Source organism: Geodermatophilus sp. SYSU D00815 (genome assembly GCF_054050035.1).
On sequence record NZ_JBJGYO010000041.1, the window covers coordinates 1 to 25,732 of the forward strand.

26 protein-coding genes and 1 pseudogene are annotated in these 25,732 nt (G+C 75.1%); 16 read left to right on the plus strand and 11 right to left on the minus strand.

The genetic code is table 11. The features are described 5' to 3' along the window. Positions 1-265: 265 nt before the first annotated feature. Complete coding sequence (locus tag ACI78S_RS23840) at positions 266-838, plus strand: DUF4865 family protein (RefSeq protein WP_456977464.1); 573 nt, start codon at positions 266-268, stop codon at positions 836-838. Between the two features lie 180 nt (positions 839-1,018). On the opposite strand, the gene ACI78S_RS23845 is transcribed toward ACI78S_RS23840, so the two are convergent. Next, the gene (locus ACI78S_RS23845) at positions 1,019-1,306 is read right to left on the minus strand and encodes a hypothetical protein (RefSeq protein ID WP_456977465.1); all 288 of its coding nucleotides are present in this window, start codon (positions 1,304-1,306) and stop codon (positions 1,019-1,021) included. A 147-nt stretch (positions 1,307-1,453) separates the two neighbouring features. Then, positions 1,454-2,095 (minus strand): DJ-1/PfpI family protein, encoded by a 642-nt coding sequence (locus tag ACI78S_RS23850; protein WP_456977466.1) that lies wholly within the window; start codon positions 2,093-2,095, stop codon positions 1,454-1,456. Between the two features lie 268 nt (positions 2,096-2,363). On the opposite strand from ACI78S_RS23850, the gene ACI78S_RS23855 reads away from it, so the two are divergent. From ACI78S_RS23855 to ACI78S_RS23880, 6 genes are all read left to right on the plus strand, one after another. Beyond that, positions 2,364-3,554, plus strand: a complete 1,191-nt coding sequence (locus ACI78S_RS23855) for an alpha/beta fold hydrolase (RefSeq protein WP_456977467.1) — start codon at positions 2,364-2,366, stop codon at positions 3,552-3,554. A gap of 158 nt (positions 3,555-3,712) precedes the next feature. Next, the gene (locus tag ACI78S_RS23860) at positions 3,713-3,946 is read left to right on the plus strand and encodes a heavy-metal-associated domain-containing protein (RefSeq protein ID WP_456977468.1); all 234 of its coding nucleotides are present in this window, start codon (positions 3,713-3,715) and stop codon (positions 3,944-3,946) included. Positions 3,947-4,054: 108 nt separating this feature from the next. After that, positions 4,055-4,201, plus strand: coding sequence for a hypothetical protein (locus ACI78S_RS23865; RefSeq protein WP_456977469.1), 147 nt, complete (start codon positions 4,055-4,057; stop codon positions 4,199-4,201). Positions 4,202-4,268: 67 nt separating this feature from the next. Then, positions 4,269-5,063 (plus strand): ABC transporter ATP-binding protein, encoded by a 795-nt coding sequence (locus ACI78S_RS23870; RefSeq protein WP_456977470.1) that lies wholly within the window; start codon positions 4,269-4,271, stop codon positions 5,061-5,063. A 5-nt stretch (positions 5,064-5,068) separates the two neighbouring features. Beyond that, positions 5,069-7,594, plus strand: a complete 2,526-nt coding sequence (locus ACI78S_RS23875; RefSeq protein ID WP_456977489.1) for an FtsX-like permease family protein — start codon at positions 5,069-5,071, stop codon at positions 7,592-7,594. Positions 7,595-7,777: 183 nt separating this feature from the next. Then, the gene (locus ACI78S_RS23880; RefSeq protein ID WP_456977471.1) at positions 7,778-8,296 is read left to right on the plus strand and encodes a hypothetical protein; all 519 of its coding nucleotides are present in this window, start codon (positions 7,778-7,780) and stop codon (positions 8,294-8,296) included. A 71-nt stretch (positions 8,297-8,367) separates the two neighbouring features. On the opposite strand, the gene ACI78S_RS23885 is transcribed toward ACI78S_RS23880, so the two are convergent. From ACI78S_RS23885 to ACI78S_RS23895, 3 genes are all read right to left on the minus strand, one after another. After that, on the minus strand, positions 8,368-8,952 hold the full coding sequence (locus ACI78S_RS23885; protein ID WP_456977472.1) for a GIN domain-containing protein: 585 nt from the start codon (positions 8,950-8,952) through the stop codon (positions 8,368-8,370). Between the two features lie 135 nt (positions 8,953-9,087). Further along, entirely contained in the window at positions 9,088-9,801 is a 714-nt protein-coding gene (locus ACI78S_RS23890; protein ID WP_456977473.1) for a hypothetical protein, read from the minus strand. Continuing rightward, positions 9,798-10,712 carry an ABC transporter ATP-binding protein gene (locus tag ACI78S_RS23895; protein WP_456977474.1) on the minus strand — a complete coding sequence of 305 codons (915 nt, stop codon included), beginning with the start codon at positions 10,710-10,712 and terminating at the stop codon, positions 9,798-9,800. The genes ACI78S_RS23890 and ACI78S_RS23895 overlap by 4 nt, the downstream gene beginning before the upstream one ends. A 290-nt stretch (positions 10,713-11,002) precedes the next feature. On the opposite strand from ACI78S_RS23895, the gene ACI78S_RS23900 reads away from it, so the two are divergent. The 3 genes from ACI78S_RS23900 (at position 11,003) to ACI78S_RS23910 (ending at position 15,286) form a co-directional block, all read left to right on the plus strand. Beyond that, positions 11,003-12,229, plus strand: coding sequence for a sensor histidine kinase (locus ACI78S_RS23900; protein WP_456977475.1), 1,227 nt, complete (start codon positions 11,003-11,005; stop codon positions 12,227-12,229). Beyond that, positions 12,226-12,909, plus strand: a complete 684-nt coding sequence (locus ACI78S_RS23905; RefSeq protein WP_456977476.1) for a response regulator — start codon at positions 12,226-12,228, stop codon at positions 12,907-12,909. Before ACI78S_RS23900 ends, ACI78S_RS23905 begins: the two co-directional genes overlap by 4 nt. A gap of 139 nt (positions 12,910-13,048) precedes the next feature. Further along, positions 13,049-15,286, plus strand: coding sequence for an MMPL family transporter (locus tag ACI78S_RS23910; protein WP_456977477.1), 2,238 nt, complete (start codon positions 13,049-13,051; stop codon positions 15,284-15,286). 50 nt (positions 15,287-15,336) lie between these two features. Here the strand turns inward: ACI78S_RS23910 and ACI78S_RS23915 are convergent, their stop codons facing one another. The 6 genes and pseudogenes from ACI78S_RS23915 to ACI78S_RS23940 form a co-directional block, all read right to left on the minus strand. Beyond that, entirely contained in the window at positions 15,337-16,041 is a 705-nt protein-coding gene (locus tag ACI78S_RS23915) for a hypothetical protein (RefSeq protein WP_456977478.1), read from the minus strand. A 422-nt stretch (positions 16,042-16,463) separates the two neighbouring features. After that, positions 16,464-16,664, minus strand: a pseudogene (locus tag ACI78S_RS23920) (hypothetical protein); the annotation flags it as partial. A gap of 96 nt (positions 16,665-16,760) precedes the next feature. Then, positions 16,761-17,246 carry an STAS domain-containing protein gene (locus tag ACI78S_RS23925; RefSeq protein WP_456977479.1) on the minus strand — a complete coding sequence of 162 codons (486 nt, stop codon included), beginning with the start codon at positions 17,244-17,246 and terminating at the stop codon, positions 16,761-16,763. After that, the gene (locus tag ACI78S_RS23930) at positions 17,243-18,178 is read right to left on the minus strand and encodes a MarR family winged helix-turn-helix transcriptional regulator (RefSeq protein ID WP_456977480.1); all 936 of its coding nucleotides are present in this window, start codon (positions 18,176-18,178) and stop codon (positions 17,243-17,245) included. The genes ACI78S_RS23925 and ACI78S_RS23930 overlap by 4 nt, the downstream gene beginning before the upstream one ends. Next, positions 18,099-19,100 (minus strand): NAD(P)H-dependent glycerol-3-phosphate dehydrogenase, encoded by a 1,002-nt coding sequence (locus ACI78S_RS23935; RefSeq protein ID WP_456977481.1) that lies wholly within the window; start codon positions 19,098-19,100, stop codon positions 18,099-18,101. Before ACI78S_RS23935 ends, ACI78S_RS23930 begins: the two co-directional genes overlap by 80 nt. A gap of 86 nt (positions 19,101-19,186) precedes the next feature. Next, complete coding sequence (locus ACI78S_RS23940; RefSeq protein ID WP_456977482.1) at positions 19,187-20,614, minus strand: DUF2252 domain-containing protein; 1,428 nt, start codon at positions 20,612-20,614, stop codon at positions 19,187-19,189. A 125-nt stretch (positions 20,615-20,739) separates the two neighbouring features. Between ACI78S_RS23940 and ACI78S_RS23945 the strand changes: the two genes are divergently transcribed. From ACI78S_RS23945 to ACI78S_RS23970, 6 genes are all read left to right on the plus strand, one after another. Then, positions 20,740-21,099, plus strand: a complete 360-nt coding sequence (locus ACI78S_RS23945) for a DUF488 domain-containing protein (protein WP_456977483.1) — start codon at positions 20,740-20,742, stop codon at positions 21,097-21,099. Positions 21,100-21,130: 31 nt separating this feature from the next. Then, on the plus strand, positions 21,131-21,382 hold the full coding sequence (locus tag ACI78S_RS23950; protein ID WP_456977484.1) for a hypothetical protein: 252 nt from the start codon (positions 21,131-21,133) through the stop codon (positions 21,380-21,382). Beyond that, positions 21,379-22,050 carry an RNA polymerase sigma factor gene (locus tag ACI78S_RS23955; RefSeq protein ID WP_456977485.1) on the plus strand — a complete coding sequence of 224 codons (672 nt, stop codon included), beginning with the start codon at positions 21,379-21,381 and terminating at the stop codon, positions 22,048-22,050. Before ACI78S_RS23950 ends, ACI78S_RS23955 begins: the two co-directional genes overlap by 4 nt. Next, positions 22,047-22,334 (plus strand): hypothetical protein, encoded by a 288-nt coding sequence (locus ACI78S_RS23960; RefSeq protein WP_456977486.1) that lies wholly within the window; start codon positions 22,047-22,049, stop codon positions 22,332-22,334. The genes ACI78S_RS23955 and ACI78S_RS23960 overlap by 4 nt, the downstream gene beginning before the upstream one ends. A gap of 156 nt (positions 22,335-22,490) precedes the next feature. Continuing rightward, positions 22,491-23,495: an SDR family oxidoreductase gene (locus ACI78S_RS23965; protein WP_456977487.1), complete on the plus strand. Its 1,005-nt coding sequence runs from the start codon at positions 22,491-22,493 to the stop codon at positions 23,493-23,495. Positions 23,496-23,500: 5 nt separating this feature from the next. Next, a partial coding sequence (locus ACI78S_RS23970; RefSeq protein WP_456977488.1) for a glycogen debranching N-terminal domain-containing protein occupies positions 23,501-25,732 on the plus strand: 2,232 nt, incomplete at its 3' end.

Genomic DNA, 25,732 nt, shown 5'->3' on the forward strand with positions numbered 1-25,732 from the left:
GGGGGGGGGGGGTGGGGGGGGGGGGGGCCCCGGCCCCGGCCGCGCGGGCCCGCGCCCCGCCCCGCCGGGGGGGGCGGCCCCCGCCCCCCCCCCCCCCCCCCGGTGCGGCGTCCGCCCTCACGGCGGCCGCCCCCATCGCCCCGGCAGCAGCCGGCCCCGCGCGCTCCGGCCACGCACGAGCTGTCCCGAGAGCGCGCCACCGGCCCGCAGCGGGGCATGACCGCGACCCACGTATCACCAGCACCCGAGGAGCCCCGTGCACGCCATGCAGTACGAGATCACCCTGCCCGCCGACTACGACATGACGATCATCCGCCGCCGAGTGGCTACGAGGGGCTCAGCGACCGACGCTTTCCCCGGCTTGGGCGTGAAGGCCTACGCCATCCGGGAGCGGGGTGTGCTCGGCTCACCGGTCAACGAGTACGCGCCCTTCTACCTGTGGGCGGATCCGGCCGGCATGAACGAGTTCCTCTTCGGGCCGCCGTTCGCGGGGCTGGCCGCCGACTTCGGCAGGCCCGTCGTGAGGCACTGGACCGGCGTGGCCTTCCGGCCGGGCCCCGCCTGGAAGGACACGCCCATCGCGGCGACCCGCACCACCAGCAGTCTGCCGGCGGAGGTTCCGGTGGCCGACGTCGTCGACGCGGCCCTCGCCGACCTGGACGCGGGGCAGGAGACCGGCGGCCTGCACAGCTGCGCGCTGGTAGTGGACCCGGCCACGTGGGAGATCGTGCACTTCCGCCTCTGGGCTGAGGAGCCAGCGGACCGTTGGGGGCAGCGCTACCAGGCCTTGCACGTCTCGGCCCCGCACCTGCACGCCCTTCCCGGCGTCGCGCGGTGACCCGGAGGTCGGCTCTGCGCCGACGGCCCACCGCAGGCAGGCCCCTTGGCGGTGACCGAACGGCGGATCGCCGCTGCGGCGGACGGAGCCCCGTGTGACGCGCAGGGCGGTGGGAGCAGCGTCAGGCGGGCAGGGAGCGGCTGCCGCGACGCTCGTCGAGGCCGGACTGGGCGCAGGCGCTCATGCGCGGCGACCAGCCGGCGCGCCGAGGATCACCCCGCCGACCAGCCGCCGTCGGAGGCGATCACCTGCCCGGTGACCCCACTCGGCCTCGTCTCTGACCGGCCAGGCCACCGGGCGGGTGGTGTCGGCGGGGGCGCTCCACCGCCGGCCCGGGTTGGCCGCGACCACCGCTGCTCGCGTGCGCTCGTCGGCGTAGCCGGTGTCGTTCGGGCCGGGATCGATGCAGTTCACCGTGATGCCGAAGGGCATCAGGGCGACGGCCAGGCTGGGTGTGAGCTGGTGCATGACCGGGCGACCTGGACCAGCCTCGCGGGCGCGTCCGGGTCGGCCAGCAGCCGCCGCGCGATCGCCGCTCCGATGGGGATCCGGCGGCTGGCGCCGGTCACCAGCGCGACCCGCCCCCGCAACGGGCCGGACCTCGGTGCGGGAGTGTCATTCACCGCGGAGGATCGCCCCCTCCAGTGCGCGGACCAGCTCGACGATCGGAGCGGGCGCCGTCTGCGGGGAGCCGGTGTCGTGCGGCGGCTGCGGGTCGTACTCCATGCCCAGCTGGATGGCCTGGGCCGTGGCCGCGCCGGCGATCTGCTCGGCCAGGGCCAGGCCCATGTCGATGCCGGCGGACACGCCGGCGGCCGTGACGTACTTGCCGTCGACGACGATGCGCTCGTCGGCCCGCACCGCGCCCCAGTCGGCCAGCTGGTCGGCGGCCAGCCAGTGCGTCGTCGCCCGCCGCCCGGAGAGCAGGCCCGCGGCGGCCAGGATGAGCGATCCGGTGCAGACCGACGTCGTCCACGTGCTGGTGCGGTCGGCGGCGCGCAGCCACTCGTGCACCGGGCCGTCGGCCATGTGCGCGGTCTGGCCGAACCCGCCGGGCACGAGCACGACGTCGGGCGTCGGTACCTCGGCCAGCGTGGCGTCCACGTGCAGGCCGAGGCTGCCGACGTCGGTGCGCACCGGGCCCAGTCGCTCGCCGACGAACACCGTCTGCGCGCCGGGCAGGCGGCTGAGCACCTCGTAGGGGCCGACGGCGTCGAGGGCGGTGAGGTGCTCGAACAGGAGGATGGCGATCTGCATGGCGTGTCCCTGGGGATCGGTGGTCGTGTGAGCCGAACGCTAGGGACGGCGCCCTGCGGCTCACACCGGGAAGATCACCGGGGTTCGGGGCGACCCGCGGCGGCGCAGGACTCCGGGACAGGCCGGCGGCATCCGGCCGGTGCCGGCCACGGCAGCGCGTCCCTGACCGGCGCAACCGGCCGATCTCCCGGCGCCGGCGGCGACGCCGGCCGCACACGCTCAGGCACGGCCCGTCGGCCACCACCCCGCCTGAGAGGACAACCCCGCCATGCCCGCGTCGACCCAGATGCCCGCTGTCACCGCAACCGATCCCGTCACCGGCGCCGCCCCGGACTGCCGGGGCCGGCGCGAGATGACCGCGTTGCTCGGCGGCCCGCCGGAGACCCTCGTGACGCTCCAGCAGCGCGTACCCGGCGTGGCCCGGGCCCTGACCGCGGCGTTCGACGAGGTCCTCGGCGGGCCGGGACTGGGACGCCTGCCGCGGGAGCTGGCCACCGTGGCCGCGCTGACCGCGCTGGGCGCCTCCCCGGAGGAGCTCCGGGTGCATGCGGCAGCCGCCCACCGGGTGGGCGCCGACCCCGATGAGCTGGCCGCATTGCTGCACCACCTGGTGCCCTACACCGGGCTGCCGCGCGTTCTGCAGGCGACCCGCGCGCTGGACCGGCTGTTCCCCGTCGGCCCGTCCGAGCGCCCGGTGCAGCTCACCGATCACCGGACCACGGTGATCGACCGGCCGGCGCAGGGCACCCCCGCCGGCCCGCCGATGGTCCTGGTGCACGCCCTCGGGCTGGACCGGCGCATGTGGCGCGACACCATCGCCGCGCTCCCGACCGACGGCCGCGTCATCGCCCACGACCTGCGCGGGCACGGCAGCGCCACCGAAGCGCCGCAGGTGCAGGACCTGCAGCACTTCGCCCAGGACCTCGACGACCTCCTCGACCGGCTCGCCGTCGACACCGCCCACCTCGTCGGCCTGTCCCTCGGTGGAGCCATCGCGCAGGTGTACGCGCTGACCCGACCGGAGCGGATCAGCGAGCTCACCCTCGTGGCCACCGTCGCCACCCCGCAGCCGGCGTTCCAGCGGCGCGGCGCGGCCGCGCAGGCCGGCGGCATGGCCGGCGTGCTGGCGGCCACCATGACCCGCTGGTTCACCCCCGAGGCGCTGGCGGTCAACGGATGGCCGGTCCGCTACGCCCGCGACCAGGTCCTCCGCGCCGACCCCGACACCTGGGCCGCCAGCTGGCGGGCCCTGGCGGGGATCGACACGCTGCGGCGGCTCCCCGACCTGCGGATGCCCACCCGGCTCATCGCCGGCGAACTCGACCCCTCCACTCCGCCGCAGCTGATGGCCGAGATCGCCGCCCACGTCCCCGGCGGCCACCTGACCGTCATCGACGGCGGCCCGCACATGCTCAGCCTCGAGCGGCCCCGGGAACTGGCCGGTGCCATCACCCGGTGACCAGCGCGGCCGCAGCCGGCTGACCGGTCACCGGGCGTCCCCCTGACCGGCTCTCTCTCCAGGGGCAGATCCCGGCGATTTCCCCGGTGAGACGACCCCACCCCCGCGCCGACTCTCATTCCCGACCGCACCACCACCAGCACTGTCGAGGAGTTCCAATGCTGTCCGGTACGCCCCGCACCTTCATCGGTTCGACCACGTTCACCGTCACCGGCATGACCTGCGCGCACTGCCAGCGCGCGGTCACCGAGGAGATCGCCGCCGTCGCCGGCGTCGAGTCGGTCACCGTCGACCTGGCCAGCGGCACCGTCACCGTCATCGCTGACCGCCCGGTCGACCGCGCCGACATCGCCGCCGCCGTCGACGAGGCCGGCTACGCCCTCGTGCCGTAGCCCTCCGCGCGCCCCGCTGCCCGGGTCGCCCACCGGCACCCCAACCAGACGACCCGGGCAGCGGCACCCGGCGCCCCACCGTCCGCCACCCCTGTGCAGGAGACCGCCATGACCTTCACCCACGAGCACCTCAGCCACTTCCGCCAGCAGGAGCTGATCCGCGAGGCCCAGCACGCCCGGCTCGTCCGCTGCCTGCGCCCGGCCCGGTCCTGGCGGCGCCCCCGCCCGTGCCCCTGCCCCTGCCCCTGCCCCTGACCCTCGCCGCCCTCACCACCTCGACCCGCTCGCCGCCCCCGGCGACCCGCTCCCCGCAGGAGAGACGATGACCGTCACCGACACGCAGTCCGCCCCGCCATCGACCCGGCCCGTGATCGCCGCCCGCGCGGTCGAGGTGGTCAAGACCTACGGCCGTGGCGAGGCCGCAGTCCGTGCCCTCGACTCGGCCAGCGTCGCCATCCCGGCGGGGGAGTTCACCGCTGTCATGGGACCGTCCGGGTCGGGCAAGTCCACCCTGATCCACGCCCTCGCCGGCTTGGACGACATCGACTCCGGCCGCGTCCTCGTCGGAGACACCGACCTGAGCGCGCTGTCCGAGCGCGACCGCACCCTGCTGCGCCGCGAGCGGCTCGGCTTCGTCTTCCAGGCGTTCAACCTCATCCCGGCGCTGACCGCGGCGGAGAACATCGCGCTGCCGCTGACCCTGGCCGGCAAGAGGCCAGACCGCGGGTGGATGAGCGAGCTCGTGCACATGCTCGGCCTGCAGACTCGGCTCGACCACCGCCCCGCTCAGCTGTCCGGCGGCCAGCAGCAGCGGGTCGCCGTCGGCCGGGCGCTGATCGCCCGCCCGGAGCTGGTGTTCGCGGACGAGCCAACCGGCAACCTCGATTCCCGCGCCGGCGCCGCGCTGCTGACGTTCCTGCGCGACGCCACCCGCGGCTTCGGCCAGACGATCGTCATGGTCACCCACGACCCGGTGGCCGCCGCCTACGCCGACCGGGTGGTCTTCCTCGCCGACGGCCGGATCGTCGACGAGCTGACCGACCCCGACGCCGAGACCGTGCTGGCCCGCCTCGCCCGCCTCGACGGCGCCCGCCTCGACGAGCCGGTGGGGGCGTGATCGCGATGTGGCGCCTGTCTTGGTCCAACGCGCTCGCGCACCGCTCCCGGCTGGCCCTGACCTGGCTGGCCGTCGCGCTCGGCGTCGCGTTCGCCGTCGGCAGCCTGGTGCTCACCGACACCAGCACCCGGCTGCTGGACGAGCAGTTCCGCACCGCCGCCGCCGCGGTGGACCTCACCGTCCGCGGCGCGGCCGCCTTCGACGCCGCGATGGGCGTGGAGGTGGCCCGCGATCCGCTGCCGGCCGACCTCGCCGACCGGGTCGCGGCCAGCCCCGGCGTCGACCGGGTCCGCCCAGTCGCGTCCGGGCCCGGGCAGCTGCAGGCCCGCGGCACCCCGGTCGAACCGGCCGGGCCGACGATCCTCAGCACGTGGGCCGAGGCTCCGTTCACCGCCTACAGCCTGCGCGCCGGGCGCGCCCCGCACGGCGACGAGGTCGTCCTGGACGCCGCCACCGCCGCCGACCACGGCATCGCCGTCGGTGACACCGTCACGGTCTCCGCGACCGCCAGCCGGCCGCTGCGCGTGGTCGGCCTGGCCGGCGTCGGCGACGGCGACGGGCTGGCCAACAGCACCGTGGTGCTGGTCGACCTCCCCACCGCGCAGACGCTGCTCGACCTCGGCTCCGGGGTCACCTCCGTCGACGTGATCGCCGCCGACGGTGTCGCCGTAGTCGACCTGCGTGCCGACCTGGCCGCGGCTCTCGGTGGGCAGTACGCCGTCACCGGCGGCCAGGACGCCGCCGCGGCCAGCGCCGACGCGGCGAAGGAGAGCATCAGCTACCTGCGCATCGTGCTGCTGGCCCTGGCCGTCGCCGGGCTGGTTGTCGGGGCGTTCCTGATCGCGAACACGTTCGGCATCGTGCTCACCCAGCGGGCCCGGGAGCTGGCGCTGCTGCGCGCCGCGGGGGGCACCGGCGGGCAGGTGTTCGCCTCGGTGCTCGGCGAGGCGCTGCTGGTGGGGGGCACCGGCGCGGTCGGCGGGACCGCGGCCGGGATCGGCGCCGCGTACGCGCTGCGCGGCCTCGCCTCCGATGCGGGGCTGGCGCTGCCCGACGGTCCGCTGACCGTCACCACCCGCACGCTCGTCGTCGGGCTGGTCGCGGGCACGCTGGTCACCCTGCTGGCCGCGCTCGGCCCGGCCCGCCGCGCCGCCCGCACCGCACCGGTCCAGGCGATGCGGGCCTCCGACCCGGCGCACACCGCTCCTCGGCGGGGCAGGCTGGTCACCGGCTGGATCCTGCTCGGCCTCGGCGTGGTCCAGCTCGGAACCGCCGCGCTGCTGCGCGACATCGTCGGCGTCGGCCTCGGCGCGGTGCTGCTGCTGGGCGCGCTCGTCGTGCTCGGCCCCGCGCTCGCGCCGCGGCTGGCGCAGGCCGTCGGCCGCCCGCTGACCGGCCTCGGCGTGCCCGGGCGGCTGGCTCGGGAGTCCACCGTGCGCAACCCGCGGCGCACCGCAGCCACCGCGATGGCTCTGGCGCTGGGCCTGGCGCTCATCTCCTTCGTCGCGGTCCTCGGCAGCTCGGTCAAGGCGATCGGTGCCAGCTCGACCGAGGCGATCACCGCCGACCTGCTCGTGCAGAGCTCCCGCGACGAGATGCTCGGCGGGCTCTCCCCGGAGGTGGCCGCTCGCGTCGCCGACCTCCCGGAGGTCGCCGCGACCTCCTCGGTCCGCTTCGGGCACTGGCTGGACGGGGGCATGACCAGTGCGCTCACCGCCGTTGACCCGGCCACCCTGCCGAAGGTCGCCGACGTGCAGATGACCGCCGGCAGTCTGGCGGCGCTCGACAGCGGGGGCGTCGTGCTCGCCGCCGACGTGGCCGCCGAGCGTGGCCTGGCCGTCGGCGACACGCTGGCGATGACCTTCTCGCGGCACGGCGAACAGCGGCTGCAGGTGGTCGGCCTGATGGCCGACGACTCGGCCCGGGCGCTGTCCACCAGCTTCGTCCTCTCGCTGCGCACCTACGAGCAGCACTTCAGCGAGAACGTCGACGCCACCGTCTACGTCTCCCTCGCCGACGGCGTCGACTCCACGGTGGCGCGGGCGGCGCTACGGGCCGCGGTCGCGGACTTCGCGAACGCGGAGGTGCTCGATCAGGCCGAGGCCGCCGCCGGCCGCGCGGCCGCGGTGGACCAGGTGCTCGGGCTGATCACCGTCCTGCTCGGGTTCGCGGTGCTGATCGCGCTGCTGGGCATCACCAACACCCTGGCGCTGTCCATCGTCGAGCGGACCCGGGAGATCGGGCTGCTGCGGGCGGTCGGCATGACGCGGGCGCAGCTGTCCTGGATGGTCCGCGCCGAGGCGGTGCTCATCGCCGCGGTCGCCGTGGTCACCGGCGTCGCCCTCGGGCTGGGGCTGGCCGCGGCCACCCTGGCTGGACTGTCCGCGGACAACCCGCTGGTCATCGAGGTTCCCGTCGGGCAACTGCTGGTCGTCGTCGCCGCCGCAGTGCTCGCGGGGCTGGTCACCGGGCTGTTGCCCGCCCGCCGCGCCGCCCGGCTCGACGTGCTCACCGCCATCGCCACCCAGTGACCGAGCGCGCCGGCCCGCCACCCGGCGGGCCGGCGCGCCGGGAGCAGCCCCTGCCCGCATGCCCGCCTCCGACGACCGCCCGTCCGACCAGGAGCTCCGCATGACCGACGCCCCTACGACCGCCCGCACCGCCGCGGTGAGGGCCGCCGGGCGCCCGCACCCGACGCCACCGAGGTAGCGGCGATGGTCCGCGAGATCGCCGCGCACGAGGACCGGTTCGTGATGCGGCTGCCTCGCACGAGCGCGGTCGCGCTGGCCGGTGCCCCGGTGCTGGACCTTCGTCCTGCTGGTCGCGTCGGTCGCGGATCTCCGGTCGGGGAGCGCGGCGAGCGCCGCCCACGTCTGGCCGCCGCCTACATCGGCTTCTCCGTCGCCTTCGACTCGACCACGCTGCGGTGGGCCGGCCAGCGCTTCGCCCATCGCTTCGCCGCCGGCCCGCCACCGCAGCGGCCACCGCAGTACGGCCAGGAACGGGCCCGCTACGAGTGGTGGTTGTGGGCCCGGGCGGTCCTGGGCTGGGCCGTGGCCTGCGGCCTGCTGGGCCCGGCCGTCCTCGCGGTCGACGACCCGGCCCGCACCGGCGCACCTGGGCGGCTGGATCGACGGCCTGACCGCCGGACTGGGCATCTGGGCGCTGGCTGGCCCCTGCCTACACCATCTGGCCGAAGAACCGGCCTGACACCTCGTCCGGCTGGGCCGTGACGATGCGACAGGAGACGGACGCATGACCCCCTCGGCAGCACGGGACCCCCGCCCGGGGCCGGCGCGCCGGGTCATCCCTCGACGACCTCCCCGGAGTCCTCGACGGTGCTGGTGACGTCCGCGCCGCCGCTGTGGCGGATGTCCCCGCTGCCCTCGACGACCGCGGCGAGCGTCTCGGTGACCCGGACCTCGGCGTTCCCGGAGCCGCTCACGGTCACGGTGGCCCGCCGGCTGTCGAGGGAGACGGCGGCGTAGTCGCCGGACCCCTGCACCAGCACCTCCTGTGTGCCGGCGCTGCCCTCGGCCTCCACGGTTCCGGAGCCGGTGAGCGCGACGTCCAGCCGGTCCACGGCCACGCCGCTCACCTCGACCTGGCCGGACCCGTCGACCGCGATCGACAAGGAGTCGCTCGGGACCGACTCGGCGACCACGTCACCCGAGCCCTTCACCACGAGGCTGTCTACCCGGGGGAGCGTGAGGGTGTACCGGACGTCGCCGAGCGAGGCCCCTGGGCCGGCGAGGCCCAGCACGAGGATCCCGTCGTCGACGTCGCTGGTGAGCCGGTCGATGATCACGCTCCCGGCCGTCCCGGCGAGGGCAGGGGTGATCGACAGCGTGCCGCTGGTCTGCAGCCGGACGCCGGTGACACCGGCCACCGGCTCGGTCCTGCGTGGTGGCGGGGCCGGCGAAGAACGAGCAACCGGCCGTTGCGGTCAGGAGGGTGAGCGCCGCTGCGGACGGGAAGGGGGTTCGGGGGAGCACGGGGACCTTCCCGTGGTCAGTGCGGCGGTTCACGTGATGTCCCGGGGGAGGACGACCCGGCCGGCGACGACGGTGGCGATCACCGCGTGGGAGGCCAGGGCGATCGCGCCGTGGACCGGGTCCCCGTTGCCGGCCACGCCCAGGGTCGCGTTGACGGCGCCCACCGGGAGGTAGGTGGACGGGACGAGGAGGCCGGCGAGGTTCTCCCCGACCACACCCCAGACCATGAGCCCGACGATGCCGGCAACGGTGGACCGGGCCGCGTAGCCGACGCTCACACCCAGGACAGCGGCGAGGGCGGCGGCGAGCGCGGGGGCGGCGACCAGTCCCAGCGCGTCGACGGTCGGTCCGGCCGGCAGGCCGCGGGCGTCGCCGATCGTGGAGGCGAGACCCCAGGACAGCAGCCCGGTGAGGGCGCCGGTGACCGCGGCGAAGGCCGCGTAGGTCACCTGCCGGGCGGCGAAGACGTCGAGGCGGCGCGGGCGGACGAGGAAGGTCGACTCCGCCGTCCGGTGCTGATGGTCGCTGGCCCCGCCCAGGATGCCGAGCACGAGCATGGTGACCGCGGCCAGGACGCCGGGGATCCGGACGGCCTCGGCGAGGTCCTCCGCCACGTCGTGCGGGGCCGTCCCGAAGGCGAGGCCGACCAGCAGGCCGGTCAGCGTCAGGAGCACGGCGACCGCGATCAGCGGTGCGGGGACGGTGCGCAGTCGGATCCGCTCGGCGCGCAGGAGAGCGGTCATCGGGTGCCTCCGGTCTGGGCGGTGCCCGGCTCGGACACGAGCGAGAAGAAGAGGTCCTCGAGCGAGGGAGTGGTCGAATCGAGGGCGTAGAGAGGGATGCCGGCGCCGGCGGCGTTCTCGGCGACCGCCTCCCGGGGAAGCCCGCGGATCTCCACCCGGTCGGCGCCGAGGGAGGTCGTCGTCGCTCCTGCGGTCGCCAGGAGGGCGGCGAGCCGGTCGGCCTGCGGCGTGCGGACGGTGACGACCGGCTCCGGCGCCCGCATCAGCTCGGCCAGGGGTCCTTGGGCGACCAGGCGACCGGAGCGGATGACGACGATGTCGTCGACGGTGTGCTCCACCTCGGCGAGCACGTGGCTGGACACCAGCACGGTGCGACCCTCGGCGGCGAGGTAGCGCAGGAAGCCGCGCAGCCAGCGGATGCCGTCGGGGTCCAGGCCGTTGGCCGGCTCGTCCAGGACGAGGACGCGGGGGTCGCCGAGCAGGGCCGCGGCCAGGCCCAGGCGCTGCTGCATCCCGAGGCTGTAGCCGCCCGCGCGCCGGTCGGCCGCATCGATGAGTCCGACCAGCTCCAGGACCTCGTCGACCCGGCTTTCCGGCAGCGACGCCATCGCGGCGAGCACGCGCAGATGTCCCCGGCCGGTCCGGCGGGGGTGGAAGGCGCCGGTGGAGAGGACGGCGCCGACCGTGCGGGCGGGGTCGGGCAGGTCCCGGACGGGGATGCCGTCGATCGTGGCCGAGCCGGAGGTGGGGGCGACCAGGCCCATCAGCATGCGCAGCGTGGTGGTCTTGCCGGCGCCGTTGGGCCCCAGGAACCCCAGCACCCGTCCCGCCTCGGCGGTGAAGGTGACGCCGTCCACCGCGGTGATCTCCCCGTACCGCTTGGTCAACCCGTTCGCCTCGATGACCGCCATCCCGGCGTTCCTCCCGTTCGTCGTGAGCCGTTCGTCGACGGACCGGAACGCTAGGAACCGGGGCGGGGAGCGGGCATCGCCCGCCGGTCGCGTTCTCGGGACCCCCTGCAGGTGCAGCCGCGACCGGGGCCTGCGTCAGCGGTCGCAGGCGTGGCCTCGTCGCCCCGCCGGCAGGCGCCGGCGACGTGGAACGGACCGCCCGAGCGGCCGCGGTGTCCACCTGGGGGAGTAGACGGGTGTCCTCCTGGTGGGGCACGCCTGCTCCGCCGCGCTGTTCCTACAGTTGCGGGATGCCCGGACGACCTCCCGATCGTGTGCGCCGGGTGCTGCCCTGGCTGACTGACGTCGTCCTCGCCACCGCGCTGGTCGTGCTGCACGCCGGTCGGCTGCTGGGGGCGTCGGCGGCGACGGGGGAGCGGCCCATCGACGCCCTCGCCTGGGTCCTGGCGGCGGCGGCCACGCTCCCGGTCCTGGCGCGCCGTCGGGCACCGTGGACGGTCCTGGCGCTCACGTCCACGGCGATGGTCGGCTTCGTCGCGCTGGACTACCCACCCTCTCTCTCCGGCTACGCAGTGCTCGTCGCCCTCTACGGTGTGGCGGCCCGGAGCCCCCGGCGGCTGTCCGTGCCCGGACTGGCCTTCGCCGCCCTGCCAATGATCGCCGTCTACCTGCAGTGGAGTGCGGAGTACACCTGGGGGTCAGCACTGCAGGACGCTCTGCTCGGAGCCGCGGCGTGGTCGCTGGGCGACGCGGCACGCACCCGTCGGCTGCAGGCCGATGCGCTGGCGGAGCGCGCCCGGGAGGCGGAGCTGAACCGGGAGGCCCACGGCCGTGAGGCGGTGGCCCAGGAGCGGCTGCGCATCGCCCGCGAGTTGCACGACGTGATGGCGCACAGCATGAGCGTCATCGCCGTGCAGGCCGGCGTCGGCCGCCACGTGATGGACCGGGATCCCGAGACGGCGCGCAAGGCGCTCGGAGTCATCGAGGACACCAGCCGCCGCACGCTGACCGAGATGCGTCAACTGCTGGGCGTCCTGCGTGTGGACGACGGGCCGAACGCCGGTGGAGCCGTGTCCGCCAGCCGTGCGCCGCAGCCGGGGCTGGACCGGCTGGACCAGCTCCTCGCTGGAGCGCGGACCGCCGGGATGGTGGTGACCCTGTCGGTGACCGGGAGCCCGCGACCGCTTCCGCCACAGCTGGACCTGGCGGCCTACCGGATCCTGCAGGAGGGGCTGACCAACGCCACCAAGCACGCCGGCCCGGCGGAGATCCGCGTCGAGCTCACCTGGCGGGACGACGACCTGCAGATCGAGGTCAGCGACGACGGTCGCGGCCCCGTGGGCGGACGGGGCGGCCGCTCCCGCGGGGGTGGCTACGGGCTGCTCGGCCTGCGGGAGCGGGCCACCTCCGTCGGCGGCGAGCTCGATGCGGGGCCAGCGCCCGGCGGAGGCTTCCGCCTCCGTGCCCGGCTGCCGCTGGCGGCGGAGAACGCGACGACCTCCGGGAGTGCTTCGTGACCATCCGTGTGCTGGTCGTCGACGACCAGGAACTCGTGCGGGCCGGGTTCAGCGCGCTGCTGCGCAGCGACGACATTGACGTCGTCGCCGAAGCGGGGAACGGCCGGGAAGCCGTGGCCCTGGCGCGACGGCACCGGCCCGACGTCGTCCTGATGGACGTGCGGATGCCGGTGATGGACGGCATCGAGGCGACCCGGGCCATCGTGGAGGACTGGCCCGGGGACGGCGGGGCGCCGCCGCGCATCATGATGCTGACGACGTTCGACCTGGACGACTACGTGTTCGCCGCGCTGCGAGCCGGCGCGGCCGGGTTCCTGCTCAAGGACACCCGGCCGGCGGAGCTGCTGGACGCCGTCCAGGTCATCGCCCGCGGGGAAGCCCTCCTCTCACCCGGGATCACCCGCAAGCTCATCGCCGAGTTCGCCCGCCAGCCCGCTCCGGCGGCGCGGCCGACCGGCGGTCAGCTGGCGGAGCTCACCGAGCGGGAGGTCGAGGTCCTGCGGCTGGTGGGCACCGGGCGCAGCAACCAGGAGATCGCCGCCGAGCTGTTCGTCAGCGAGGCGACGGTGAAGACGCACCTGGGCCGCGTCATGGCGAAGCTGCACCTGTCCAGCCGCGCGCAGGCGGTCGTGGTGGCCTACGAGAGCGGCCTGGTGAGAGCCGGGGCGCAGAGCACGTAGCGCATGCAGCGGCCGTCACCCGCTGGTCGTACACCTGCTGCATCAGCCGTGGGACGGGCAGGGTCAGACCGACGGACGACGCGCAGGAGGACCGGGATCGGCAGGGTCTGTCGTCGACTTCGGACGACGGGAGACGACAGTGGATCCATCTCGCAACCTCGCCGGCCGCGTGGGCCGGTGGAGTGCTCGACACCGGAAGACGGCGGTGTTCGGCTGGCTGGCCTTCGTGGTGCTGGCGGTGGTCCTCGGCGGTCTGCTGCCGCGTGGTGAGCTGACCCCTGCGGAGCAACTGCTCGACGCGCCCGCGCAGGCGCAGCGGATCCTCGATGCCAACGGCTGGGAGGAGCCGGCGTCGGAGATGGTGCTGGTCCAGCGGACGGCCGACGTTCCCGAGGCTGCCGTCACCACCGCGCTGACCGACCTCGTCGCCACGCTCGGTCGCACGCCGGCGGTGCAGAACGTGGCCAGTCCGCTGGACGGCGCGCCGCTGTTGTCGGCCGACGGCCGGTCGGCCCTGGTGACGTTCGACATCGCCGGGGACCGGGAGGACGCCGAGGACCGCATCCGGCCGATCCAGGACGCGGTCGCCGGGGTGGCGGCGGCCCACGGCGACGTCCGGGTGGAGCAGTTCGGCAACACCAGTGCCGGGGTGGCGCTGGAGGAGACGACCGCCGCGGACTTCCAGCGTGCCGAGCTGCTGTCGATCCCGATCACGCTGGCCGTGCTGCTGCTGACCTTCGGTGCGCTGGTCGCCGCGCTGCTGCCCCTGGTGTTCGCGCTGACCGCGTTCGTCGGAGCGCTGGGGCTGCTCAGCCTGACCAGTCAGATCTGGCACGTGAACCAGACCGCCCAGATCGTGATGCTGCTCATCGGCCTGGCGGTCGGCGTCGACTACTCGCTGTTCTACCTCAAGCGAGAGCGCGAGGAACGGGCGCGCGGGGCCGGCCCGGTGCGCGCCCTGGACATCGCGGCGGCCACCTCCGGGCACTCCGTGCTCATCTCCGGTATCACCGTCATGGTGGCCATGGCCGGCATGTTCCTCACCGGCTTCTCGGTGTTCACCGGCGTCGCTTCAGCGACCATCCTCGTCGTCGCCTGCTCGGTGCTCGGCTCGCTGACCGTGCTGCCGGCACTCGTGAGCTGGCTCGGTGACCGGGTGGAGAAGGGGCGCATCCCGTTGCTGCGCCGGCGGACGGCGGACCGCCCCGGCCGCTTCTGGCCGGTGGTGCTGGGCGCGGTGCTGCGCCGGCCCGCGGTCGCGGCGCTGACCGCCGGGATCGCGCTGGTGGCCCTGGCCGCCCCGGCCCTGTGGATGGAGCTGCGCAACGAGGGCGTCCAGGACGCGCCGCAGGACCTCGCCGTGGTGCAGACCTACGAGCGGATCACCGGGGCCTTCCCCGGCGGGCCCGCTCCGGCCGAGGTCGTCATCGAGGCGGACGACGTCACCGCGCCGGAGGTGCGGGCGGCGATCGCCGACCTGCGCGCGCAGGCGCTGGCGACCGGGCGGATGAACGAGCCGATCGGCGTGGAGACCAACGCCGCCGGCACGGTCGCCGTGGTCACCGTGCCCCTGATCGGCGACGGCGAGGAGGAGGCGTCACGGGAGGCCCTGACCACCCTGGCCGACGACGTCGTCCCGGCCACCGTCGGGGCGCTGGAGGAGGCGACCGTCGTCGTGGCCGGGGACACCGCCTCCTCGGTGGCCTTCCGCGACCTGATGAGCGAGCGGACGCCGTGGGTGTTCGGCTTCGTCCTGGTGCTGGCCTTCGGGCTGCTGCTGGTGTCGTTCCGCTCGGTGACCGTCGCGCTGACGGCGATCGTGCTCAACCTGCTCAGCGTGGCCGCCGCTTACGGGGCGATGGTGCTGGTCTTCCAGGAGGGCTGGGGCCTCGAGCTGATCGGCGGCGACCGGACCGGCGCGATCGTGAACTGGATCCCGCTGTTCCTGTTCGTGATCCTGTTCGGCCTGTCGATGGACTACCACGTGTTCATCCTCAGCCGGATCCGCGAGGCCCGGGATCGCGGGCGCAGCACCCCTGATGCGGTCGCGCAGGGCATCACGACCTCGGCCGGGGTGGTCACCAGCGCTGCGGTGATCATGGTGTTCGTCTTCCTGACCTTCGTGACGCTGTCGATGACGAGCATGAAGCAGATCGGGCTGGGGCTGGCGATCGCGGTGCTGCTGGACGCCACCGTCGTCCGCGCGGTGCTGCTGCCGGCTGTCATGCGGCTGCTGGGCGAGGCCAACTGGTACCTGCCGCGCTGGTTGGGCTGGCTGCCGGCGATGCGGCACGACGCCGAACCGGTCCCGGCTCCGGTGCCGGTGCCCTCCCCGCGGAGGCCCGTGGAGCAGGCGCCGGTGCTGAGCCGGGACTGACCTGCCGCAGGGGGCGCCGTCCGCCGTGGACGGTGCCCCCTGCGCGGGGTTCAGGCCCGAGGACCCTGCGGCACGGGAGCGGTCCACGCGTGCAGCGGCGAGGGGATCGGCATGAACCGCTCGGTCAGGTCGATTCCGTACAGGAAGACGCTCATGTCCCGCTCGGCCTGCAGCAGCGGGTGGTCGGAGGTGCGGATGACCTCCAACAGCCGGGAGACCTCACCGCGGGCGTAGATGAGGTACAGCTCGCCGATCTGCGTCGGCTGCACGAAGTGCGCCTCCGCCCGGGAGCCGGTGAGCTCGTGCCGAAGGTCGTCGAAGCAGTCGATGGTCCGCCGTTGCTCGGGGATGCGCGAGGAGATGCCGGGCAGCAGCACGGTGGCGAACGCCATCACCTCGGGGAAGTCGTCGGGGACTCCCGGTGCGGAGAAGCGGCGGACCTCCACCGGGAGGTCGTCCCCGGGATCCCAGAGGTCGACCCCGAGGGCGTCAGCGATGCGGGCATGCACCCGCGCCGTCTCCGCGTCGGCGGGCTGCGCCAGCCGGCGCGCCGCGGTCCAGGGGTCGCCGGCCCGCAGGTGGACCAGGACGACGTCGGCCTCGTCGAGGTGCTGCAGCCAGAACGTCTGGGCCTCCACCCCGGCCGCGGTCCGCTCGGCCGACAGGACGTCGTGGTGTTCGCGCAGCAAGCCGGAGAGCAGGTCGATCCGGCTCGGGTCCGTTCCGGGGGCCGGCAGCGGGACGGCGTACAGCACGTCCGTGGCCGGGCCGGCGGCAGAGGAAGAGAAAGGCAGCGGATCGGACGGCCTCCGGGGGGAGGGCACCCAGCGCCGCCAGCGCGCGATACCGGCCACGGCCTCAGACTACGGGCGCGCGGAGCGCTTGCCGTGTGACGTCGCCCGCCCGGCGGGAGGTCGGCGGGGTGCGCAAAGCGCCAGCCCGTCGAGGAGCACACCCATGCCGTAGGAGAAGGGCTCGTCGAGGACCGGTGCCCAGATGTGCCCCCGACGTCGGTGCCGACAGACCGTGTCACGACCTCTGCGTGCGGCGACCGCGGTGCTGCTGTCTGGCTGGCTGCTCGACCCGGGGCGCCGTGCCGCCACTGCCTCACTCCTTCGCTCTGTCGCGGAACCAGCGGTGCGACGATCGTGAGGGGCGGCGGTCGGGGGGCGACGATGGCGAACGCCCGGTCGGGTGTGGTGCGGCAGTCCTGGAGTCGCTGGAGGGTGCTGGGGTCACCGACGTGCTTGATGCCCTCCAGTCCGTTGCCGGCCAGGAAACCGAGAAGTTGAGCCTTCGTCAGAGTGACCTCGAGGTCGGGATCTGCCGCTGTGCGGGGGTTGTCGAAGAGCTGCTCGACGGTCAGCGCGCTGGCCATCCCGGCGCCCACGTCGCCGATGGGCGTCGGCGTGACATCTCCACGGAGCTTCAGTCGTCGAGCAGGTCCGCATGACCGCGTTCGGTGGCGGATCGTTCAGACGCGGTCGAACAGCGGGGTGAGCCCGGAGATTTCGAGAACGCGGTCGAACCGGGGCGTGGCGTGTCGGATCTCCGCGCGTCGACCGTCGGCGCGGGCGGTCTGCGCCCACCGCGCCAAGAAGGCCAGCCCGGCGGAGTCGATGTAGGCGAGTCCGCCGACGTCGACGGCGAGTATCCGCAGCCGGTCGACCGGGTGGTCGCTCGTGAACTGCTGGAGCACCTGGGCATCGAAGTCGCCGGTCAGGTGGAGGACGTAGCCGCGGTCCCCCTCCTGCACGGTGATCCGCCCGGGCAGCTCGCCGGGCGGGCTCCCCCCCTGATCACCCGCGGCGGGAGTGGCCACGTGGCCGACGGGCGGCGCGGACCACTGCTCCGCGCCGGGCGCCGATCCGGCGCCGGGCTCGGTGGAGCGCCGGATGGTGGAGCGGCGCTGCTCGGCGCGGTCGCCGGGGCCGTCGGCCGGCCAACTCTGGTTGCTCATGCGACCGCCGACTGCCGCCCGGGAGGCGGAAACCACCGCGATGACCGCGCCGGGGTGACCGGACGCAGCCGACGGGCGGACGACAGCCCGTCCTCCCGGCGCCCTCGGAGTGTCCGTGACGACCGTGACGACCACGTCCGGCTGCATCCGCTCTCCGACGGCGACCGCCTGGGCCCCGGGGGTCGCCGTCCCCACCACGTCCATCCCACCGGACGTGCAGCGCGACAGCGAGCATCCAGGGGTCGGGCTGGGGCGAACGACAACTGATCCCCCGTGCGGTCAGGCGCCCCCTGTTTGAGCGCGCAACCAGTAAAGAGGGCGCCCCACTCATCCGGAAGGACTTTTGCCCAATTGTTGACCAAAGTCCCTGCCGGGGTCCGCACGGCGGCGACGTTGCGTGTCTGGGAGACGCTCCCCATCGGATGTGATGACTCCCGCCCCCGCTCCGCACCCGGCGGGCCCGCGCCGCGGTCACGGGGTGGGCGACCCCGGCAGGTCCGGAGGGGCAGCCGCCGGGGTGGACGATCCGACGGATCCGGCTGGCGATCTCGTGCAGCCGGCGCACCTGGGGCTCGGTCAGCGAGGTCGAACGCCAGGCGGCGCACCTCGGCGACGTGGCCGGGCGCGGTGGCGACCACCTCGTCCCAGCCGGCATCGGTGAGGACGGCCAGCGTGGAACGGCCGTCGTCGGGATCGGGCCGGCGGGTCACCCAGCCACGCCGCTCCAGCCGGTCCACCGTCCGGGAAAGCCGGATCAACGACCCGTTGGCCAGCCCGGCACCTCGCTCATCCGCCGCGTGCTTCGTCCTGGTCAGGAGCCGGGACGGGCGGCGACCAGGGCACCCGTGCAGTTCACCCGGGCTGGGACTCGTGCCCGGCCGGGACCGCCCGGACCAGACCCCGGTAGGCGTCGGCGGCGCGGATGCGGCCACCGACGACGTCGTGGATGGTCCGGGCGATCGGCATGCGCAGCCCGTGCCGGTCGGCCAGCTCCACCACCGTGGACACGGTCTTCACCCCCTCGGCGACCATCCGCATCTCACCGAGGACCTCCTCGAGCGACCGCCCGAGGCCGAGCTGCTCGCCGACGTGGCGGTTGCGGCTCTGCGGGCTCATGCAGGTGGCGACCAGGTCGCCCATGCCGGCCAGCCCGGCGAGGGTGGCGGCCTCGCCGCCCATGGCCACGGCGAGCGTGGTCAGCTCGGCCAGACCGCGGGACATCACCGCGGCGCGCGTGTTGTCACCCACGCCGAGACCCTGCGCCATCCCGGTGGCGATGGCGATGACGTTCTTGAGCGCGCCGCCGATCTCGCAGCCGACGACGTCGTGGTGCGTGTAGACGCGGAACACGCCGCGCTGGACCTCGCGCTGCAGCGCCGCGGCCACGGTCAGGTCCTCCGTCGCGAGCACGCTGGCCGCCGCCTGGCCGGACAGGATCTCCCGCGCCAGGTTGGGCCCGGTGAGCGCCGCGGCCGGCCTGCCGGGCAGCACCTCCTTGATCACCTCGGTCATGCGCAGGTGCGTGCCGCTCTCCAGCCCCTTGCTGAGGCTCACCACGGGGATCCACGGCGCCAGGAACGGCCGGGCCCGTTCCAGGGTCGTCCGGAAGGCGGCGGTGGGCACCCCCACCACGAGCAGCTCGGCGTGCCGGGAGGCCTGCTCGAGATCGGCCGTCGCCCGCAGCCGCGCGGGGAGCAGGGCGCCGGGCAGGTAGGCGGCGTTGCTGCGCTGCCCGTCGACCTCGGCGGCCACGTCCGGGTTGCGCGCCCACAGCAGCACCTCGTGGTCCCGGCGGCACAGCAGCGCCGCGACCGTCGTCCCCCACGAACCGGCCCCGAGCACGGTCACCCTCATCGACGTCCTCCTGCCCGATCCGCCGTCCGTGCCACGAGCGGCCTCGGACCGATCACCGATCCTGGCGGACGAGCCGGGTCAGCGGCTCAGACGCCGGTCTCGGCCGGCAGGACGCCCCGCCGGACGGCGCGCACCAGAGCCGCGTGATCGCGCTCGGTCTGTTCGGCGTACGCGCGGGCGAACCGGCAGAAGGCCTCGCGGACCCTCGAGCCGCCGCCGAGGTAGCCCGCGATCATCGACGCCCCGCTGGTCCGGGCGTGCCCCTTGGCGAGCAGGTACCCGCAGATGCCCGCGTACGAGGTGAGCGCGCGGGCGTCGATGCCCACGAGGGGGATCGCGCCCTTCATGTCCCGGAACTGGCGGACGTAGTACTGGACGTCGCCGACGCTCGTCCACCCGAGGAGGGGGTCGCTCACCGTCTGCACCGCCTGCTGGTACTCCACGACCCGCTGGCCCTGGTGGGCGTGCCAGGCCGACCCGCCGTGCACGAACGGCGCGACCACCGAGCGCCGGGCCTGCTTCAGCTGGAGGAACAGCACGTCGTCGGCGCTGCTGCCCCGGCAGAGGGCCACCCACGCGCGGAGCCCGACCGAGCCGACGCCGACCACCTTGTGGGCGATGTCGGCGAGGCGGTAGCCGCCCACGACCCGGGCCCAGTGCGGCGGCAGCGTGGTCAGGTAGGCGTCCAGCGCCTCGGCCAACTGCTCCGCCTCCGCCGGCTGCGGGCGGGTGAGCAGCGGCGGCTCGGTCACGATCCTCCGCGCACCGTCGCGCTCCTCGGTGATCCGGGGCAGCGCCCGGTCGCTCGTGCGCTTGCGGGCCCGGCGGGCCGACGACTCGATCTCGGCGCGCAGCCCCGTTCCGGGCGCCGTCCGCAGCATCCGGTCGACGTCCAGGTACTCGTACGAGCGCGCGAGCAGCGGCTGCTCGGCCAGGGCCGCGATGTGCTGGCAGTACTCCTCGATGCACCGTCCCACCGCCTCACCGCACGCGTCCTCCGACGCCCCGTTCTCCCGGCCCGCCACCCACACGCTCGTGGCCAGCCGGCGCAGGTCCCACTCCCAGGCGCCCGGGTGTGCCTCGTCGAAGTCGTTGAGGTCGAACACGAGGTCGCGTTCGGGGGAGGCGTAGAACCCGAAGTTGCCGAGGTGCGCGTCGCCGCACACGACCGGCGTGATCCCCGTGGCCGGCAGGCCGGCGAAGTCGGCGGCGTGCACGTTGGCCGCTCCCCGGAGGAACGCGTACGGGGAGGCGATCATCCGCCCGATGCGCACGGGGACCAGCCGGTCCAGCCGACCCTCGTTCGACCGGATCACCTGGTCGACGACGTCGGCACGGTCGGGCGGGGGTGTCCAGTCGGCGAGCGTGGAGCGTGGTGCGCTCCGACGCAGCTGACGTCCGAGCGCGTAGCGCGCCGCACGTGGCGGGCCGCTGTGGCGCAACGACGAGAACCCGCGGTCGTCGGCCAGTGCGAGGACCGTGTGCGCCCGCGACCTCCCCTCATCGTCGGTCACCCGCGCAGCCTCGCAGCGGGTCGGATCGAGGACCAGGGGACACCGCCCCGGCGCGGGTGGTGCCGGCACGCGGCCCGCGTCCACACTGCTGGCGGGAGGTGGAGCGAGGGCGCCGGGAGGCATCCGTGGGCACGATCGCGCTGGCCCGCGTCCACGACGGGGACGACGGAGCAAGCCGCCGGTTCCTGGTCGAGCGGCTCTGGCCGCGCGGTGTGCGCAAGGAGGCGCTGCGGCTGGAGGCCTGGGTGCCGGACGTCGGCCCGAGCCACGAGCTGCGGAAGTGGTTCGGTCACCGGCCGGACCGGTGGCCGGAGTTCCGGCGCCGCTACTTCGCCGAGCTCGACCGGCGCCCGGAGGCGTGGCGCTCGCTGGCCGACGCCGCCGCGGCCGGTGACATCGCCCTCCTGTACAGCTCGCGGGACCGGGAGCACAACAACGCGGTGGCGTTGCGCGACTACCTGCTCGGCCGGCGGGAGGAGGGGTAAGACCCGTGGCCGGCCGCGACGCCAACGAACCATGACCCCCCACCGAGTGGCCCACCCCACGGCGCAGGTCACCGGGCCCGCCCGGGGACCGGTGTCCGACGTCGAGGCCTGGCGGCTGCGCCGGCTCGTCGACGGCGGGTTCCCGCCACCGCTGGCCATCGAGCTCGCCATCACCCCGGGCATCGACCTGCACGCGCTGCTGGCGCTCGTCGACCGGGGGTGCCCACCCCACCTGGCCGCGCGCATCCTGGCCCCCGTCGACGCGGCGGAGGACGGGCCGTGACCACGGCGCGGTCGGACCGATCGGCTCCCGGCCACGCCGACGGGCTGCCCGCTCCGCCGGACGACTGGGTCGCGGCCCTCACCACCCCCGGCCCGGCACGGGACGACGCGCTGCGGCGGCTGCACGCGCTGCTGCTGCGCGGCGCGCGGTTCCAGGTGTCGCGCATGCCCGCCCTGCGGGCGGCGGTGGGCGCGGCGCAGGTCGAGGACGTCGTCAACCTGGCCGCCGACGAGGCGATGGTCGCCGTGCTCAACAAGCTGGGCACCTTCGAGGGGCGGAGCAGGTTCACGACCTGGGCGTACAAGTTCGCGGTGCTCCAGGCCGCCGTCGAGCTGCGCCGGCAGGCCTGGTCGCACCGGGAGGTGCCGCTCGAGGCCGCCCCTCCGCTGGTCGAGCACCGGCCGTCCCCCGACCAGTACGCCGAGGGCGCCGACCTCGCAGCCGCCGTCCGCGACGCGATCGACCTGGTGCTCACCCCGCACCAGCGGCGCGTCGCGCTCGCCCTCATCGTGGACGAGGTGCCGATCGACGTGCTCGCGGAGCGGCTCGGCACCAACCGGAACGCCCTGTACAAGAGCCTGCACGACGCGCGCGGCCGGCTGCGCGCCCACCTCGCCGCCCAGGGGTACCTGACGACGCCCACCCGCTCGACAGGAGAGCCGTCATGACCGCGGCCGAACGGTGGCTGCCCCCCGACGCCCTGCGCCGGCTGACCACCGACCCCGGACCGTGGCTGTCCTGCGACGACTGCTTCCGCCTGGTCGACCGCTACGTCGAGGCACTGCTCACCGGCCCGGACGAGCCCGTGGCCGGCGAGCTGGCGGCGATGGACGCCCACGTCGCCGGCTGCCCGGCCTGCGCCGAGGAGGCCGTGACGCTGCTCCTGCTCGCCGCGTCGGACGCCGGCCTCGACCCGGACCCCGCCCTCCGGCGCATGACCCGCCCGGCCTGACCGATCGCGCCGGACGACCGCCCGCTGGCCCCGTGCCGCACCCGGTAAGACGGCCGGGCGCCCCGACGCTCACAGGGCACGTGCACCGGCACGGGCCCGACCGCCCCGCGCCGAGCGACGACCGGCCCGCACCTGCCACCGACCGCGGAGGAGACCATGCCCCGACCGCTCGCCCAGCAGGTCGTCGTCATCACCGGCGCGGGCTCCGGCATCGGACGCGAGACGGCGCGCACGTTCGCGCAGCGCGGCGCGTCCGTGGTCGTCGCGGCGCGCAGCCGGACCGCGCTCGACTCGCTGGCCGCCGAGGTGCAGCGGCTCGGCGGTCGCTGCCGCCCGGTCGTGACCGACGTCGGTGAGTACGCGCAGGTCGAGGCGCTGGCCGGGACCGCCGTGGAGGCCTTCGGCCGGATCGACACCTGGGTCAACAACGCCGCGGTCAGCACCTACGGCACCGTCGCGCAGATGACGCCGGAGGAGCTGCGTCGCGTCGTCGAGGTCGACCTGCTCGGCCACGTCTACGGCTCGAAGGCCGCGCTGCCGCACCTGGAGGCGGCCGGCGGCGGCGTGCTGGTCAACGTGTCCTCGGCCCTCGCCCGGCGCGGCGTGGCGCTGCAGGCCGCCTACTGCGCGGCCAAGCACGGCGTCGTCGGCTTCTCGGAGGCCCTGCGCACGGAGCTGCGCCACGCGGGCAGCGAGGTGGCCGTCGTCGACGTCCTGCCCTCGTCGATCAACACGCCGCTGTTCCGGCACGCCCGCAGCAGGCTCGGCGTCCAGCCGATGCCGATCCCGCCCGTCTACGAGCCGCGCGTGGTCGCCGCCGCGATCGTCGCCGTCGCGGAGCGGCCGGTGCGGACCGTGTTCGCCGGCGGCACGGGCAAGCTGCTCGAGATCGGGCAGCGGATCAGCCCGACGCTGGTCGACCACTACCTGCTCGGCCCGGGCAGGGTCGTGGAGAACCAGCGGACCGACCGGCCCGACGACGGCGTGGACAACCTCGACGCCCCGCTCGACGACGCCGGTGCGACCACCGGCGCCTTCGGGCAGCGGTCGCGCAGCCGCAGCCTCTACACGGAGCTGGTCGGCCTGCACCCCCGGCGCACGCGCGCCGTCGTCGCGGCGCTGGTCGCCGGCGGCCTCGCCGCCGTGGCCCGGCGCGGGTGACGGCGGTGGTCGGGGGCGCGTGCCGGGCCCGGGACGTCCGGGTCCGGGCCGATCAGCTGCTGGTCCCCAGCGGCTGGAGCCTGCTGGTCACCGACCCGCTGGGGCGGCTGCCCGGGACCGGCGCCACCGGCTTCTTCGTCGACGACACGCGGGTGCTGGCCCGCGAGCGGATCGTCGTCGACGGCACCGAGGTCCGCCCCTTCAGCTGCGCCCGTGTCGGATCCCGCGCCCTGGTCGTCCACGCCGAGCTCGGCGACGGCGAGACGCTGCCGCCGCGCGCGCTCTACCTCACGGCGGAGCGCTTCGTCGGTGAGGGGCTGCGGACGCGGCTGCGGTTCGACAGCTACAGCGACGAGGCGGTGACCCTGCCGCTCTGCGTCGAGCTCGACGCCGACTTCGCCGACGCGGACGAGGCCGACCAGGGCCGGCGGTGGCAGCGCGCCCCGGTGGAGCGCACCTGGGACGACGCGGGGCGGGAGCTCCGCCTGCGCTACGCCGAACCCCGGCTCGACCGGGCGGTGAGCGTGCGGGTGGAGCGGGGCGAGCCGGTGGCGGACGGCGACGCGCTGCGGTTCGACGTCACCCTGCCGGCACGCGGCAGCGCCACCGTGGAGTACGCCCTGGAGGCGGTGTTCGACGGGCGACGGCGACCCGCTCCTGCGGCGTCCTTCGCCGAGCCCGCCGACCCGGCGGCGCGGGCCCGGGCCACCGTCCGGGGCGAGGCGACGCAGCTGACGTCCGGCGACGTCGACGTCGCCACCGCCTGGCGCACCGCCGTCGACGACCTCGCCGCCCTGGCTCTCGGCGAGCCGCCGGGCCCGGCCGCGCCGATCGCGGGGCTACCGCTGTACCAGCAGGTCTTCGGCCGCGACGTCCTCACCGCGTCGTGGCAGGCCCTGCTGGCCACCGCGACGCCGCTGCGGGACAGCCTGCGGCTGAACGCCGCCCGGATCGGCCGCCGGATCGACGACTGGCGCGACGAGGAGCCCGGCAAGATGCTGCACCAGGCCCGGCGGGGGCCCAGCACCGCTCTCGGCCTCGACCCGCTCACCGCCTACTACGGCGACTGGGCCACGGTGCCCGACTTCCTCGTCTTCCTGGGGCAGTACCTCGCCTGGACCGGTGACCTCGACACCGTGCGCGACCTCGTCCCGGCGGCGCGGCAGGCGCTGCGGTGGCTGGAGCTGTACGGCGACCTCGACGGCGACGGGTTCCTCGAGTACGACACCCGCTCGGCGCGCGGGGTGCAGAACCAGGGCTGGAAGGACTCCGACGACGCGATCGTCGACGAGCACGGCCGGGTCGTGGCCGCCCCGCTCGCCGCCAGCGAGCTGCAGGCCTACCACTACGCGGCCCTGCGGCACGCGGCCGTCGTCCTCGCCGCGTGCGGGGACCGCGCCTACGCCGGCGAGCTGTGGCGGCGCTCGGCCCGGCTGCGACGCCGCTTCGACGAGGCCTTCTGGCTGCCCGGACGGCGCAGCTACGCCATGGCGCTCGACGCCGACGGGCGCCCGGTGCGCAGCACCAGCTCCAACGACGCGCACCTGCTGGTCGCCGGCATCGTGCCCCCCGCGAAGGGCCCGGTGGTCGCGCGGCGCCTCATGGCCGACGACATGTTCAGCGGCTGGGGCATCCGCACGCTCTCGGCCGACCACCCGGTCTTCAACCCCTTCAGCTACCACCGCGGCAGCGTGTGGCCGGTCGAGCAGGCCACCGCCGCCCTCGGGTTCGCCCGCTACGGCTGCTGGGACGAGCTGCACCGACTCGCCGAGGGCTTCTTCGCCGCCGCGGCCGCCTTCGCCGAGCACCGCCTCCCGGAGACGATCGCCGGGCTGCCGCGCGACGCCGAGCACCCGTTCCCGTCGATCTACCCCAAGTCCTGCTCGCCGCAGGCCTGGTCGGCCAGTGCCGTGGTCGCGGTGGTGCAGGCCCTGCTGGCGCTGCGCCCGGTGGCGCCCGCCCGCACGGTCGTGGTCGATCCGCACCTGCCCGCCTGGCTGCCGGAGCTCACCCTCACCGGCGTGCGGGTCGGCGGCACCACGGCGACCCTGCACGCCGCGCGCCGCCGCGACGGCTCGACCAGGGTCCGCGTCCAGGACTCGACCGGCCCGCTGCGCGTCGTCCACCGTCCGGCCCGGCACGCCGCCGCGGGGGGGGGGGGGGGCTGGCGGGGGCGCCCCCGCCCCCCCGCCGCGCCGCAGCCCCCGACCCTCCTCCCCCGTACCCCCCATCACCAC